We start from the raw sequence: 14,957 nt of genomic DNA on the forward strand, positions 1-14,957 counted from the left end.
GATCGGGCCTGAATCACCGTGCCGCGCGCATGTGTCCCCTTCCTGCCCGAGGACAGCGCCGGGGCGCTCCCCTTCGGCAGAAGGGCATTATGCGGTGGCACGATGGTTCACGAGGTTTTCGACGGCATGGCGAAGCCAGCCGTACAAGCTCAATATCGTAGCACGGCGCGCGTGTCCAGCCCGAATCCCCCAGGGCTCCCGCGCCGGGTTCCCTGCGCCCTCAGTCCCGTTCTCGCCACGAAGTCCGCCTTCAAGCGACTGCACGGCGAGAAGTGCACTTCTCGCCGACCGCCCGCAGCTGAATCGGCACTTCGACGGGTGGGAAGCCAGCGTCACCTGCGCTACAGGGCGAAAGCTGCACTTCGGGATGGGGGGAGACCACTGGCGACCAGCATCGAGCGGAACCTCGCCGGCTGTTCGAGCTCCGCCCACGTCCAGCGGAGCACCGGATGGCCCAGCGCGAGGAGCCGGTTCTCGCGCTTCTTCTCCCTCTTGATCACCGCGACTGGGCTTTCGCCTCCGTTGAGCTCGGAGTCGAAGTACTTGCCCCACCCGTCGAACTCCCCCACCCGCTCCTTGCCGGAGGGCGTCGGGGCGGCCCCCGTTCCGGGGGGCCACGCGAAGTCAGTCCTGCCGATGAGGCCCTGGGCATCCGCGTATTCGCGCTGCAGAACGGGCTCGGGGAAGCCGAACCGCAGCATGAGCGCCCGGCTTACCGATTCGCCAGGCGACTCGGCTCCAGCCCGTGCAAGCGATGCAACAGCCTCGCAGCGCCGCCGATGGGTGGCGTACCGCAGCGCAGTGATGGCCCCGAGGACAGGTGCCCGGTCGAGCAGAGGCGCTTCAGCGTCGAGGCGGAGCACTCCGTCGGCGACCGTGAGCGCGCGGGCGAACTTGGCGTGCACCATCGTCTCGACAAGTGCCTCCACGATGGGCACCGTGAGATAGCCGGGGACTTCCTGCGGCATCGCAGTCGCGTGGAAGTGGCGTCGGAGAGGCGGAGGCGCCGATCCGAGGGCGCGAACCGAGCGTTCCGTCGCGCCCCGGACCGCGAACGACGACGGCCTGATCCCCAAGCGCGTGGTCGACGAGGTCGCGACGTCGATGGTCGGAGGCACCTTGACGACAGGGATGCCCCTGAGGAACAGCGCCGTCTCACCGCAGAACACTGCGTCTGGATGCGTCCAGGCGTGGGCCGCCACTGCAAGCCGGAAGCGTTCGGCATCGGTCAGGGCCAGCCAGACGTCCGTCGGGTAGTAGCAGCCCCGGCGGACCCTCACGAGGTCACCGGCGGCGAAGGCCCTCCGTGGATCCGAGTCACGGGCCAGCAGATCAAGGATGGCTGTGTCCGAGGCCTGTCCGGGTGCGCTCATAGACCCATGCTGGCCGCCGCCCCGGGGCTATCGACGCCGGGCACTGCTCATGTGGGCGACATGCCCTGCCCACCCCCTGTGGAGGACGAATGCCAGGCGCCCGTGGGGGACCCAGTGCGTGCTCCCGAAGTCCCCAGGTCTCCGTGAAGTCCTGATCGCGCGCGGGCTCGGCCTTGGGGAAGTGCTGGTTCAGCCCATGGCCCCGGCGAGAAGTGCACTTCCCGCATCCAAGTCCGCGCAAGGAGGACTGGACGGCGAGATGCGAACTGTCGGTGGGCGCTTCGGGCCGAAGGCGCACTTCGGGGCCGGACCCGGCGCCGTCAGATGGCGATCCGGCAGCGGGAGGCGGGCGACCGCCGTCGTGCGTCCCGCCGTGCCCCCGCCCCAGGTGCCCCCAAAAGAAACCGCCAACGGCGACGGCCCGCCCCCTCGAGAGGGGACGGGCCGTCGGCACGGGTGCGGGAACCGCGAGGGGCGAAGGGTTACTTGGCCTTCTCGAGGATCTCGACGAGGCGCCACCGCTTGGTGGCGGACAGCGGACGGGTCTCCGCGATGAGAACGAGGTCGCCGATGCCGGCGGTGTTGTTCTCGTCGTGGGCCTTGCGCTTCTCGGTGCGGCGGATGACCTTGCCGTACAGCGAGTGCTTCACGCGGTCCTCGACCTCGACGACGATCGTCTTGTCCATCTTGTCGGACACGACGTAGCCGCGGGCCGTCTTGCGGTGGCCGCGCTGCTCGGCAGCGTTCTCCGTCAGGTTCTTCTCTTCGCTCACTTGGCGTCCTCCTCGGCAGCCTCGGCCGGCTCGGCCTTGGCAGCCTTCTTAGCCGCCTTCTTCGTGTCCTTCGTCTCGGCGACCACGGGGGCGGCCTCGGCACGGATGCCGAGCTCGCGCTCGCGCAGGATCGTGTAGATGCGGGCGATGTCCTTCTTGACCGCACGGAGGCGGCCGTGGTTCTCGAGCTGGCCGGTGGCCGACTGGAAGCGCAGGTTGAACAGCTCTTCCTTGGCCTTCTTGAGCTCCTCGAAGAGGCGCTCGTTGTCCAGCTGGTCGAGCTTCTCAGCCGTCATGTCCTTCGAACCGACTGCCATTCTCATTCACCACCTTCGCGGCGCACGATGCGCGCCTTCAACGGGAGCTTGTGGATGGCGAGGCGCAGGGCCTCGCGCGCCACCTCGTCGGACACACCGGAGAGCTCGAAGAGCACGCGGCCCGGCTTGACGTTGGCGACCCACCACTCCGGCGAGCCCTTACCGGAACCCATGCGGGTCTCGGCGGGCTTCTTGGTCAGCGGACGGTCCGGGTAGATGTTGATCCAGACCTTACCGCCACGCTTGATGTGACGGGTCATGGCGATACGAGCGGACTCGATCTGACGGTTGGTCACGTACGCCGGGGAGAGGGCCTGGATGCCGTACTCGCCGAAGGTGACCTTGGTGCCACCGGTGGCAGCGCCCGAGCGACCCGGGTGGTGCTGCTTGCGGTGCTTCACACGACGCGGGATAAGCATTTAAGCCTCTCCTCCTTCTGCTGCCGGAGCAGCGGCCTCGGCAACCGGAGCCTCGGCGGCCGCGGTGGCGGCCTGCGGCTGGCGGTCGCCAGACGGACGACGGCGGCGCTCGCCACCGGGGCGGCCCGCACGGTCGCCGCGGTCACCACGACCGCGGGACGGAGCGGCGGCAGCCTGGGCAGCCAGCTCCTTGGAGGTCACATCGCCCTTGTAGATCCAGACCTTCACGCCGATGCGGCCGAAGGTGGTCTTGGCCTCGTAGAAGCCGTAGTCGATGTTCGCGCGGAGCGTGTGCAGCGGCACACGGCCCTCGCGGTAGAACTCCGAGCGGGACATCTCGGCGCCGCCGAGACGGCCCGAGCAGGCGATGCGGATGCCCTTGGCACCGGCGCGCTGCGCCGACTGCATGGCCTTCTTCATGGCACGGCGGAACGCGACACGGCTCGAGAGCTGCTCCGCGACACCCTGGGCCACCAGCTGGGCCTCGACCTCGGGGTTCTTGACCTCGAGGATGTTCAGCTGGACCTGCTTGCCGGTGAGCTTCTCGAGCTCGCCGCGGATGCGGTCGGCCTCGGCGCCGCGGCGGCCGATCACGATGCCCGGGCGCGCCGTGTGGATGTCCACGCGGACGCGGTCGCGGGTGCGCTCGATCTCGACCTTGGCGATGCCGGCGCGCTCCATGCCGTTGGTCATGAGCTGGCGGATCTTGACGTCCTCACGGACGAAGTCCTTGTAGCGCTGACCGGGCTTGTTGCTGTCGGCAAACCAGTGCGAGACGTGGTCGGTGGTGATGCCGAGTCGGAACCCGTGGGGGTTGACCTTCTGTCCCATTTACCGGACCTCCTCGTTCTCGGGCGTCGCGACGACCACGGTGATGTGGCTGGTGCGCTTCTTGATGCGGTAGGCGCGGCCCTGGGCGCGCGGCTGGAACCGCTTCATGGTCGGACCCTCGTCGACGAACGCCTCAGAGATGTAGAGGTCGCTCTCGTCGAACGCGACACCGTCGCGGTCGGCGAGGACACGGGCGTTGGCCACCGCGGACGCGAGGACCTTGTACACCGGCTCCGAAGCCGCCTGCTGGGCGAACTTCAGGATCGCCAGAGCCTCATTCGCCTGCTTGCCACGAACAAGGTTGACGACGCGCCGGGCCTTCATCGGCGTTACGCGGATGTGACGCGCAATTGCCTTGGCTTCCATTGCTTTCCTTCTCTTTCTCAGAGCTCAGCGCTGCTGCTGCCTTGCGGCAGGGATCAGCGGCGCTTGCCCTTCTTGTCGTCCTTCACGTGGCCGCGGAAAGTCCGCGTCGGGGCGAATTCGCCGAGCTTGTGCCCGACCATCGACTCGGTGACGAAGACCGGGATGTGCTTGCGTCCGTCGTGCACGGCGATCGTGTGCCCGAGCATGTCGGGGACGATCATCGAGCGGCGGGACCAGGTCTTGATGACGTTCTTGGTGCCCTTCTCGTTTTCCCTGGCGACCTTCACAAAGAGGTGCTGGTCAACGAAAGGACCCTTCTTCAGGCTGCGTGGCATGTGTCCAGGCTCCTATCGCTTGTTCTTGCCAGTACGACGACGACGGACGATGAGCTTGTCGCTCGCCTTGTTCGGGCGGCGGGTGCGGCCCTCGGGCTTGCCGTTCGGGTTGACGGGGTGACGGCCACCGGAGGTCTTGCCCTCACCACCACCGTGCGGGTGGTCCACCGGGTTCATGGCGACACCGCGGACGGTCGGGCGGACGCCCTTCCAGCGCATGCGGCCGGCCTTGCCCCAGTTGATGTTCGACTGCTCGGCGTTGCCGACCTCGCCGACCGTCGCGCGGCAGCGGACGTCGACGTTGCGGACCTCGCCCGAGGGGAGGCGGAGCTGGGCATACTTGCCCTCCTTCGCCACCAGCTGGATCGAGGCACCGGCCGAGCGGGCCATCTTCGCGCCGCCACCGGGGCGGAGCTCGACGGCGTGGATGACCGTACCGACCGGGATGTTCCGCAGCGGCAGGTTGTTGCCGGGCTTGATGTCGGCGTCCGGACCGGACTCGACGATGTCGCCCTGGGAGAGCTTGTTCGGCGCGATGATGTAGCGCTTGGTGCCGTCCACGAAGTGCAGCAGCGCGATGCGCGCGGTGCGGTTCGGGTCGTACTCGATGTGCGCGACCTTGGCGTTGACGCCGTCCTTGTCGTGACGACGGAAGTCGATCAGACGGTACTGGCGCTTGTGCCCACCACCCTTGTGGCGCGTGGTGATCTTGCCGGAGTTGTTGCGGCCGCCCTTCTTGGGGAGGGGGCGAACCAGGGACTTCTCCGGCGTCGAGCGCGTGATCTCTGCGAAGTCGGCCACGCTCGAGCCGCGGCGGCCCGGGGTAGTCGGCTTGTAGTTACGGATTGCCATTTACCTGTTCCTCGTTAAAGTGGTCTCCGCTCAGGCGAGCGGACCGCCGAAGATGTCGATCGTGCTGCCGTCCTTGAGAGTGACGATGGCACGCTTGGTGCTCTTGCGCTCGCCCCAGCCGAACTTGGTGCGCTTGCGCTTGCCCGGGCGGTTGAGCGTGTTGATCGAGTCGACCTTGACCGAGAAGATGCGCTCGATCGCGATCTTGATCTCGGTCTTGTTCGAGCGCGGGTCCACCAGGAAGGTGTACTTGCCCTCGTCGATCAGCCCGTAGCTCTTCTCGGAGACGACCGGCGCGAAGATGACGTCGCGCGGGTCCTTGTAGCTGGATGCGCTCACTTGGAGCCCTCCTCATTCTTGGACTTGGACGCCACGAACGCGTCGAACGCAGCCTTCGTGAAGACCACGTCGTCGGAGACGAGAACGTCGTACGTGTTCAGCTGGTCGGCGTAGATCGCGTGCACCTCGGCGAGGTTGCGGACCGAGAGGGCCGCCAGCTCGTCGGCGCGGTCGATCACGACGAGCAGGTTCTTCCGCTCCGAGAGGGCGCGCAGGGTCTCCATGGCGCCCTTCGTGCTCGGCTTCTCGCCGGAGACGAGGGACTCGACGACGTGGATCCGGCCGTTACGGGCCCGGTCCGAGAGGGCGCCGCGGAGGGCAGCGGCCTTCATCTTCTTGGGGGTGCGCTGGCTGTAGTCACGCGGCACGGGGCCGTGGACGACGCCGCCGCCGGTCATGTGCGGGGCGCGGATCGAGCCCTGGCGGGCGCGGCCGGTGCCCTTCTGCTTGAACGGCTTGCGGCCGGCGCCGGAGACCTCGCCGCGGGTCTTCACCTTGTGCGTGCCCTGGCGTGCAGCGGCCAGCTGGGCGACGACGACCTGGTGCAGGAGCGGGATGTTGGTCTGGACGTCGAAGATCTCGGCGGGGAGATCGACCTTGACAGTAGCGTTAGCCATGAGTTCAGGCTCCCTTCACGGCGGTGCGGACGAGGACGACCGAGCCGCGGGCACCGGGGAGGGCGCCCTTGATGAGGAGCAGCGAGTTCTCGGCATCCACGGCGTGGACGGTGAGGTTCATGGTCGTCTGACGGACGTTGCCCATGCGACCGGCCATGCGGAGGCCCTTGAAGACGCGGCCCGGGGTGGCGCAGGCACCGATGGAACCGGGCTTGCGGTGGTTCTTGTGGGCACCGTGGGAGGCACCGACACCGGAGAAGCCGTGACGCTTCATGACACCGGCGAAGCCCTTGCCCTTGGTGGTGCCGACGATGTCGATCTTCTGACCGGCCTCGAAGGTACCCACGGAGAGCTCCTGGCCCACCTCGTAGGAGTCGGCGTCGGCAGTGCGGACCTCGACGAGGTGGCGGCGCGGCGTCACGCCGGCCTTCTCGAAGTGGCCGGTGAGCGGCTTGTTGACCTTGCGCGGGTCAATCTGGCCGTAGCCGATCTGGACGGCGGTGTAGCCGTCGGTCTCGGCGTTGCGGAGCTGGGTGACGACGTTGGAGTCGGCCTTAACGACAGTGACGGGGATGAGCTTGTTGTTCTCGTCCCAGACCTGGGTCATGCCGAGCTTCGTGCCCAGCAGGCCCTTCACATTGCGGGTAGCGGTCATAGTTCTCTCAGCACCTCCCTCTTAGAGCTTGATTTCGATGTTGACGTCGGCCGGCAGGTCGAGACGCATGAGCGAGTCGACAGCCTTGGGCGTCGGGTCGATGATGTCGATCAGCCGCTTGTGCGTGCGCATTTCGAAGTGCTCGCGGCTGTCCTTGTACTTGTGCGGAGAGCGGATGACGCAGTACACGTTCTTCTCCGTGGGAAGCGGGACGGGGCCCACCACCGTTGCGCCTGCGCGCGTGACCGTCTCAACGATCTTCCGAGCCGAAGTGTCGATGACCTCGTGGTCATACGACTTCAGCCGGATGCGGATCTTCTGTCCCGCCATATCGCCTGACTCGCTTTCGTCGTCTTAGCACTGCACTGTTCTGTTGGCTGTGGCTGCCGAAGCATTCAAGGTCACGACCACCACCGGCAGCACTGCCTGAATCCGGAATCCCGGGTTCCTCAGACAGCCGGCCTCTCCGACCCCCGCGGTCGGGCGTGTCGCGCCACTGGCGCACACGGTCCCCTAGCCTCTGTCGCGAAGGTGGGTCATATTTGGGCTCCAGCCTGGACCCTGCACCCGGCATTATCCGGATCGGGACACGAAGGAGCGCTTGAACAACTCATCTAGTCTGCCAGAGATCTCCGCCAGGCGCCAATCGAGCGCGGGCGGCCCGGCGGCGGCGCCCCATTGCCCTCGGGGACTGTGCTGAGGATCATAGTCCCATGCTCCCTGCGGACCAGTCACCGGCTCCCGGCCCCGACCATGGTCCCACAGGGCCGCTCAGTCCTGCCGCCTCGGCCGTGGAGGCGCTGGCCGGCCGGATCCCCGACGGGTTCACGCTCGGAGTGGCGACGGCGGCATTCCAGATCGAGGGGGCCCTTGAGGAGGACGGCCGCGGCCCGTCCGGCTGGGACGAGTTCGCAACGCGTCCCGGCATGATCGCCCACGGGGACTCCCCCGCCGTCGCGTGCGACCACTACCACCGCAGCGAGGAGGACCTCGCGCTGCTCACCGACCTCGGCGTGGACTCCTACCGCTTCTCGATCGCGTGGCCGCGCGTGCAGCCGGACGGCCGCGGCGCGTGGAACGAGAAGGGCTGGGACTTCTACGACCGCCTCATCGACGACATGCTCGCCGCGGGCCTCTCCCCCATGGCCACGCTGTACCACTGGGACACACCGCTCCCCCTCGAGCACGACGGCGGGTGGCTGAGCCGCGAGACCGCGGAACGGTGCGCTGCCTTCGCCGCAGAGGCCGGGCGCCGCTTCGGCGACCGCGTGGACCGATGGGTGACGCTCAACGAGCCGGTGTCGGTGACCCTGAACGGGTACGCGGTGGGCATCCATGCCCCGGGCAAGCAGCTCCTGTTCGACGCCATGCCGGCCGTGCACCACCAGCTGCTGGCCCACGGCCTGTCCGTCCAGGCCCTCCGCGCGTCCGGCGCCCGGGGAGCGATCGGGGTCACGAACATGCACGCCCCCGTGCACCCGGCGGGCGCGAACCCGCTCGACTGGATCCACGCGCGCGTGGTCGACCTCATGGTCAACCGGCTCTACGCGGACCCGATCCTCCTGGGCCGCTACCCGAAGCCGCCCTTCCTCGCGCGCCGGTTCTTCCACGCGCTGCGCGACCCGCGCCCGGAGGACCTCGCCACGATCCACCAGCCGCTCGACTTCTACGGCGTCAACTACTACTACCCCGCGCGCATCCGCTCCGGGCCCGGGCCGACGCCGGAGGGTGTGAAGCCGACGAAGGCCATGACGAAGGTGCCCTTCCACCTCGCCGACTTCCCCGAGTACGCGAGCACCGGCTTCGGCTGGCCCATCTCCCCGAAGTACTGCGGGGTGGTCCTGTCCGAGCTCAAGAAGCGCTACGGCGACGCGCTCCCCCCGATCTACATCACCGAGAGCGGGGCGAGCTTCCCCGAGCCCGCCCAGGCGGACGGGATGGTGTACGACGACGAGCGGATCGCCTACCTCGCCTCGCACCTCGAGGCGGCGCTCGCCGCCGTCGCGCCGGGCGGGGCCGCCGAGGGCGTCGACCTGCGCGGCTGGTATGTGTGGACGCTCATGGACAACTTCGAATGGGCGGCCGGCTACACGCAGCGGTTCGGGCTCGTGCACACGGACTTCGCCACGCTCGAGCGGACGCCCAAGGCCTCCTACTACTGGCTGCGCCGGCTCGCGCGGGCCAGGCACCGGCCCGCCGTCAGCGCCTGACCGGCTGCGGGCCCGGCTCGGCTACCGGAGCAAGGTGCCCCGGGGCCGGCGCTCCAGCCACCAGACGGCCGCCGCGATGAGGGCGAGTCCGAGAATGCCGAGCAGCGCGTAGACATACGCACGGACAGACCACAGCACGCAGGCGACGACTCCCACGGCGCCCCAGGCGGTGAACCGCCGCTCGCCGAGGACCAGCCCCGCGAGCGTCAGGACTGCGAACGCGATGAGCAGCCAGACCTGCTGGGCGTTGTCGCCGGCTGTCGCCGCAACCCAGATCCCGCTGAGACTGAGGAGTGCGGCGCTCCCTTCGAGCCAGATGCGGGCGGCCCGGACCTGGCGCCCCACGTAGTAGCGCAGGAGCGCTATCACAGCCGCACCGACTGCGTACCATTGGGCCAGCCAGAAGGCGCTCGGTTCCTCGTCCCCGGCGAAGACGGCGCGCTGGACGGCCGCGACGAGGAGTACCACGCCGGCCTCGAGCCCAAGCCGGCGCACCCGGGCCGGGAGTTCCGGCACCACCATGGCGACCAGGGCAGCCGCGAGCACCGGGACCAGCACCACGGCGGGCGGATCCCAGGCGGCCCGGGCAGAGAGCACCAGTGCGGCCGCTGCTACCCCGGCGAGCGACCAGCGCCGTATGGGCTCGGCGGCGAAGCGGGCCGCCGTCTCCAGGCGCCGCCCCGCATCGCCGGGCCACCGTGCCGACCAGCGGAGGGCGAGCCCTATGGCGGCTGGCGTGAGCGTGCCCATGAGCACCTGCGCCGGGACCTGCCATGCAGGGGCAAAGCCCTCCACGAGGTCGTGGGCCACGGACGTCCCCGCAGGAAGTGTCAGGAGCACTCCCAGCGGGAAGGTCGCCGAGAGGACCGCGGGCACTCCGCGCCACACATAGCTCGCCGCGAGGAGCACTGCGGCGCAGGCCCCGATGGCCACGCCGCTGACCCACAGGCGCTCGGGCACCGACGCCAGCACCGCGGCCGCGCCGAAGGCGCCCGCGGCTGCCGACCATGGCCATGCGCCGAGGCTGCCCGCCTGCAGCCCGTGCTCCGGCCGCCCGTGCTCCCACCGGGCCATGCCGACGATGTGCAGCAGCGCTACTGCCACGAGCACGAGTGCCACCGCAGTGCCCCCGAGCAGGGGTTCGACGAGGACCTGCCCCGGCTGGAAGCGCAGCAGCGGCCCGAGTGCCACAACGCCGAAGAGGAGGGCGGCGGCACCGAGATAGCCGGCTGCCGGGTGCGCGCGGAGGGTTCCAAGAACGCTCACGACGACGAGGGCGGCCTCGAGCAGCACGACCCACCGGCCGCCCTCGGCCCCTTGCCGTGCGGTGAAGAGGTAGGCAAACGGCAGAGCAAGCTGGCCGACAAGCCCGCTCCAATAGGCAGCCTCCTGGAAGGGAAGGCGGGCGGCTGCGTCCCTGAGGAGCTGCCGCACCAGATGCTGGGCAGCGAGGCCTGCGGCGAGGACAACGCTGACCCAGGTGGGCGACGCGGTGGCATCCTGCGCCACCAGTGCGGCGAGCGCCACCGGGAGGGCCCTCGCAGCCACGAGATGGGCGCCCTTCGAGGCGGTCTGCGGCGCGAGATACACCATCGCCGCCGAGAACACCGCGAACAGCGCGGCGAGGAGCTCGAGCAGCCGCAGGTCGGGCGCCGCGAGCAGACCGGTGAGGACGAGGGCAGCCGGAGCCACAGCCACGGATCCACGCCGGAAGCGCAGGACTGCTCCGGTCAAGGCCGCGGACACCGCGAGCGCCAGGACCAGAACCGAACCGACCGTGCTGACCGTGTCGGGGGTAGCGGTACCGACCCCGAGCGCGGCACCCGCCGTTCCGGGAACCGCGGCAGCCAGGACCACGGTGGCATCGCCCAGCGCCCATGGGAGCGGTTGGCCCGTGCGCCGTCCGCGGAGCTCGACGGCGAGCGGGACGAAGACTTGGACGATGATCACGGCGACCATGGCATCCGCAAGGGTGACCGGCTGCCCGGCGACTGTCGGGGACCAGCCGTGGAGCTGGAGTTCCCAGAAGATTCCGGCGGCGAGCAAGGTGGCTGCCGTCCGGGCCAGCCAGATGTAGCTCCAGCGGCGCAGACGTGCGGCCGCACGCCATGCCGAGGCGCCCAGCACGGCCGTCGCGAGCACGAGGACCGAATTCAGGATGGGCAGCACGGGAAGGGCCAGACTGCCCCGGGCGAAGGCGTACAGCTCGAGGGCGAGGAGGCCCAGAAGAGTTGCCGGTGCCACCTCGCCCACCGAGAGCCGGCCCGCGCGGGGCGGCCGGACGAGGTACAGGCCGACGGCCAGCGCAGCGATCCCGGCGCACAGGACGGACACGGCGGGGCCTAAGAGCGGAGAGACTGCGACGGGGCCGCCTATCCGCGGTCCGGGAGCCGTTCCCTGCGAGAAGCGCATGTCCGCCACACCGACCACAGCGACCGAGATGAGCGCGCAGGCGCCCAGCATCCAGACCATGGCCCTGGGCAGGAATTCCCTCTGCCCCACCGCCCCCAGCACGCCCGTCACCGCCAGCTGCACGGCTGCGGCCGTCGCAATGCCGAACGCGACCGCTGTGACCCGCGCGGGGGAGGGCACGGCGGTACCTGCGAGCACGGCTGCGACCACAGCGGCCGCCGTGGGGATGGAGGCGAGCCGCGCCGCCGCCACGAAATGCACGCGCTCCCAGACGCGGCCGACGTCGTCGGGCTCATGCTCTGCGAGCCGCCACCATCCGGCGCTGGGCCACGCGGCCCGAGCGGCGAAGTAGGAGAATCCGAGCATCAGGAGCCATGCCAGCGGCCACGCCTCGAGGCGCACCAACAAGGCCTCGACGAACGCCACGACGGGCAGCCATTCCGCCTGGCGTCCCCACCGCCAGGCCACCAGCTGCGCAGTCACTGCGAGGAGCGCGGCAGCGGCAAAGGCCGGTTCCCGCGTGAGCGGGCCGCCCGAGGCCGATGCCACCGCGACGAGCCCGGCCTGCAGCACTGTGGCGATCACCTGCTCCGCGCGATCGATGCGCGGGGGCAGCCCGAGTGACCCTGCACGGGCACTGCCAAGGGCCGCTGCCGCGAGGGTCATCGCAGCGATCGCGGCCGACGCGGCGACCGCCCCCGCCGCCGTCGCGGGCCACCGCTCCGAGCCGAAGGCGAAGCCCGCATCGACCGCTTGGGCTGCCCCCACGCCGGCAGCCACCGCTGCCGCCGCCCGGGCCCCCCACCATGACAGACGTCTGGTGAGGCGGCCGTCCGCCAGGAAGGACTGTGCCGCGAGATAGATTCCCATCGCCAACGTCAGGAGCGGGTACTGGCCCCTCTCCAGCGTCCCCGCAGCTACGGTTGCGGCCACGAACGTCGAGGGAACCACCCATGGATGCAGGCGCGCCACGGGCTGGAGGAAGAGGGGCGGAACCCAGCGCGGCGCCGTGGCGGACACGACCGCGAGCAGCGCTGCGGCCGCGATCAGGGCCGCGAAGTCCGCCGCAAGGGCTCCCCCGAGGACCTCGGTGCCCGACCATGCCGCGGAGAACAGGAACGTGAGGCTGAGGAACACCAGCACTCGGCTCTCGAGGCGCAGCGCGGCGAAGCCGAACGCGACCAGCCCGACGGCGCTCGTGATGAGCCACGAGAGGCTCGCATCGTGCAGGACCACGATGTCCAGGCCCAAGCCCGTCACGGGCAGGAGCGCGAGGCCCGTGCCGGCGAACGCGACGGCAGCCGGCCGCAGGCGCACGAACTTCGCATGGACCACGAGTCCCGCGGTGTAGAACAGCGCGGTCACCCCGGCGAGTCCGGCGAGCCGCAGGGACTCCGCCACACTGCTGGACAGGAAGAGCCCAGCCGCGGCGACGATCAGGAGAGCGGCCGCGTAGAGGGCGATATTGGCACTTTGGACGCCGCGCCGTTCCCGGCGCCGGGCGGCCTCCTCGGCGACCTGATCCGCGCTCGCCCCCTCGGGCGCGCTCGTTGCCCGCAGCCGGCCTTGCACAGGTGAGGACTCAGGCGCCCCCGTGTCCGGACCGACTGGCCACTGGCGGCGGATCGTTGTGAGCCACGTCGCGGAGGCGACGCCCTCGGCTGGCGGAGTCTTGGGCCCGGGTTCGGCGGCGGCGCCATGCTTCACGGGCGCACCCGCGGGGGCCGGATCCACTTCCGGGGACTGGGCTCGAACCGCTGCCGGTGCCTCCGGTCGCGCGGCGGCGTCCGGCGGCGCCGCGGGGCCGTGCACCGCATACTCCCACCCGGCCCGGTGCCCTTCGAAATAGCCCGCGCGGTGCCCTTCGGCGTATCCGGCGGCGTACCCGGCAGATTGTCCCGCCGTGTAGCCCTCTGCTCGGCCGGCCGCGTACTCCCCGGAAGGGGAGGCGCCGCCTGCCGGGTCCGCCTCCCCCGGCGCTCCGTGCCCTGCTTCCCTCGCGCCCACGGCTGCCTCCACGGCTCCGCCGCCCGTCGGGCGGGAGTCCATCGTTCGACAAGGCCGACTGTAGGGATCGGCGACGATGGCCCACCAGAGGCGAAAGGACCCCGCCGCACAGAGTGCGACGGGGTCCTTCCAGATCCGGCCCTCAGGCCAGCAGTTCCGCGAGGAACTACTTGATGATCTTGGTCACGCGGCCCGAGCCAACGGTGCGGCCACCCTCGCGGATGGCGAAGCCGAGGCCCTCTTCCATGGCGATGGGCTGGATGAGCTGAACGGTCATCTCAGTGTTGTCGCCGGGCATGACCATCTCGGTGCCCTCGGGGAGGGTGATGACGCCGGTCACGTCCGTGGTACGGAAGTAGAACTGCGGGCGGTAGTTCGAGTAGAACGGGTTGTGACGGCCGCCCTCGTCCTTGGAGAGGATGTAGACGTTCGCCTCGAAGTCGGTGTGCGGGGTGATGGAACCCGGCTTCACGACGACCTGGCCACGCTCGACGTCCTCGCGCTTGATGCCGCGGAGCAGGAGGCCACAGTTCTCGCCGGCCCACGCCTCGTCGAGCTGCTTGTGGAACATCTCGATACCGGTGACCGTGGTCTTCTGGACCGGGCGGATACCGACGATCTCGACCTCGGAGTTGAGGGCGAGGGTGCCACGCTCGGCGCGGCCGGTCACGACCGTGCCACGGCCGGTGATCGTGAAGACGTCCTCGATCGGCATGAGGAACGGCTTGTCGCGGTCACGGACCGGGTCCGGGATGTTCTCGTCGACGGCCTCCATGAGGTCCTCAACCGACTTGACCCACTTCGGGTCGCCCTCGAGAGCCTTGAGGCCCGAGACGCGGATGACCGGAGCGTTGTCGCCATCGAAGCCCTGCGAGGACAGGAGCTCACGGACCTCCATCTCGACGAGATCGAGGAGCTCCTCGTCGTCGACCATGTCGGCCTTGTTCAGCGCGACCAGCAGGTACGGCACGCCGACCTGGCGGGCGAGCAGAACGTGCTCGCGGGTCTGAGCCATCGGACCATCAGTCGCCGCAACCACGAGGATGGCGCCGTCCATCTGCGCCGCACCCGTGATCATGTTCTTGATGTAGTCAGCGTGGCCCGGAGCGTCGACGTGAGCGTAGTGGCGCTTCTCCGTCTGGTACTCGATGTGGGAGATGTTGATGGTGATGCCGCGCTGGCGCTCCTCAGGAGCGGAGTCGATCTGCGCGAAGTCGCGCTTCTCGTTGAGGTCGGGGTACTTGTCGGCAAGCACCTTCGAGATGGCAGCAGTCAGCGTCGTCTTGCCGTGGTCAACGTGGCCGATGGTGCCGATGTTGACGTGCGGCTTAGTCCGCTCGAACTTTGCCTTCGCCACTTGTTCCTCCTAGAACTGGATTCAGAAGACTGCTTCCAGCCGCGCCTTTCGCAACTGAAACTTGTGCAAGTCTACTGTGGGCTGTGTTTTTTCG

At 69.4% G+C, this 14,957-nt stretch carries 15 protein-coding genes; 1 reads left to right on the forward strand and 14 read right to left on the reverse strand.

Translation table 11 applies throughout. From position 1 onward, the window contains the following. Window positions 1–341 precede the first annotated feature (341 nt). From SA2016_RS14930 to rpsJ, 12 genes are all read right to left on the reverse strand, one after another. A complete protein-coding gene (locus SA2016_RS14930) occupies window positions 342–1,373 on the reverse strand; it encodes a hypothetical protein (RefSeq protein ID WP_066499515.1) in 1,032 nt (343 codons plus the stop codon). A gap of 482 nt (window positions 1,374–1,855) precedes the next feature. Further along, window positions 1,856–2,146, reverse strand: a complete 291-nt coding sequence (rpsQ, locus tag SA2016_RS14935) for a 30S ribosomal protein S17 (RefSeq protein WP_066499517.1) — start codon at window positions 2,144–2,146, stop codon at window positions 1,856–1,858. After that, window positions 2,143–2,463: a 50S ribosomal protein L29 gene (rpmC, locus tag SA2016_RS22525; RefSeq protein WP_066499519.1), complete on the reverse strand. Its 321-nt coding sequence runs from the start codon at window positions 2,461–2,463 to the stop codon at window positions 2,143–2,145. The genes rpsQ and rpmC overlap by 4 nt, the downstream gene beginning before the upstream one ends. Window positions 2,464–2,465: 2 nt before the next feature. Beyond that, a complete protein-coding gene (rplP, locus tag SA2016_RS14945; protein WP_066499525.1) occupies window positions 2,466–2,882 on the reverse strand; it encodes a 50S ribosomal protein L16 in 417 nt (138 codons plus the stop codon). After that, the gene (gene rpsC / locus SA2016_RS14950) at window positions 2,883–3,713 is read right to left on the reverse strand and encodes a 30S ribosomal protein S3 (RefSeq protein WP_066499527.1); all 831 of its coding nucleotides are present in this window, start codon (window positions 3,711–3,713) and stop codon (window positions 2,883–2,885) included. Beyond that, window positions 3,714–4,079: a 50S ribosomal protein L22 gene (rplV, locus tag SA2016_RS14955; protein WP_066499533.1), complete on the reverse strand. Its 366-nt coding sequence runs from the start codon at window positions 4,077–4,079 to the stop codon at window positions 3,714–3,716. Between the two features lie 53 nt (window positions 4,080–4,132). Continuing rightward, window positions 4,133–4,414: a 30S ribosomal protein S19 gene (rpsS, locus tag SA2016_RS14960; RefSeq protein WP_066499535.1), complete on the reverse strand. Its 282-nt coding sequence runs from the start codon at window positions 4,412–4,414 to the stop codon at window positions 4,133–4,135. Window positions 4,415–4,426: 12 nt separating this feature from the next. Next, on the reverse strand, window positions 4,427–5,266 hold the full coding sequence (gene rplB / locus SA2016_RS14965; RefSeq protein WP_066499537.1) for a 50S ribosomal protein L2: 840 nt from the start codon (window positions 5,264–5,266) through the stop codon (window positions 4,427–4,429). A 30-nt stretch (window positions 5,267–5,296) separates the two neighbouring features. Then, window positions 5,297–5,605 (reverse strand): 50S ribosomal protein L23, encoded by a 309-nt coding sequence (gene rplW, locus SA2016_RS14970; protein ID WP_066499543.1) that lies wholly within the window; start codon window positions 5,603–5,605, stop codon window positions 5,297–5,299. Beyond that, window positions 5,602–6,222 carry a 50S ribosomal protein L4 gene (gene rplD / locus SA2016_RS14975; protein ID WP_066499545.1) on the reverse strand — a complete coding sequence of 207 codons (621 nt, stop codon included), beginning with the start codon at window positions 6,220–6,222 and terminating at the stop codon, window positions 5,602–5,604. The genes rplW and rplD overlap by 4 nt, the downstream gene beginning before the upstream one ends. Window positions 6,223–6,226: 4 nt before the next feature. Further along, on the reverse strand, window positions 6,227–6,877 hold the full coding sequence (rplC, locus tag SA2016_RS14980; protein ID WP_066499546.1) for a 50S ribosomal protein L3: 651 nt from the start codon (window positions 6,875–6,877) through the stop codon (window positions 6,227–6,229). A gap of 21 nt (window positions 6,878–6,898) precedes the next feature. Beyond that, window positions 6,899–7,207, reverse strand: a complete 309-nt coding sequence (gene rpsJ, locus SA2016_RS14985) for a 30S ribosomal protein S10 (protein WP_043119398.1) — start codon at window positions 7,205–7,207, stop codon at window positions 6,899–6,901. 383 nt (window positions 7,208–7,590) lie between these two features. On the opposite strand from rpsJ, the gene SA2016_RS14990 reads away from it, so the two are divergent. Further along, complete coding sequence (locus SA2016_RS14990) at window positions 7,591–9,087, forward strand: GH1 family beta-glucosidase (RefSeq protein WP_084249567.1); 1,497 nt, start codon at window positions 7,591–7,593, stop codon at window positions 9,085–9,087. Between the two features lie 21 nt (window positions 9,088–9,108). On the opposite strand, the gene SA2016_RS14995 is transcribed toward SA2016_RS14990, so the two are convergent. Both SA2016_RS14995 and tuf read right to left on the reverse strand, forming a co-directional pair. Next, window positions 9,109–13,071, reverse strand: a complete 3,963-nt coding sequence (locus tag SA2016_RS14995) for a hypothetical protein (protein ID WP_066499548.1) — start codon at window positions 13,069–13,071, stop codon at window positions 9,109–9,111. Between the two features lie 601 nt (window positions 13,072–13,672). Next, on the reverse strand, window positions 13,673–14,863 hold the full coding sequence (gene tuf / locus SA2016_RS15000; RefSeq protein WP_066499550.1) for an elongation factor Tu: 1,191 nt from the start codon (window positions 14,861–14,863) through the stop codon (window positions 13,673–13,675). Between the last annotated feature and the right edge of the window lie 94 nt (window positions 14,864–14,957).

It is taken from the genome of Sinomonas atrocyanea (assembly GCF_001577305.1).
In the GTDB taxonomy this organism is placed as follows: Bacteria; Actinomycetota; Actinomycetes; order Actinomycetales; family Micrococcaceae; genus Sinomonas; species Sinomonas atrocyanea.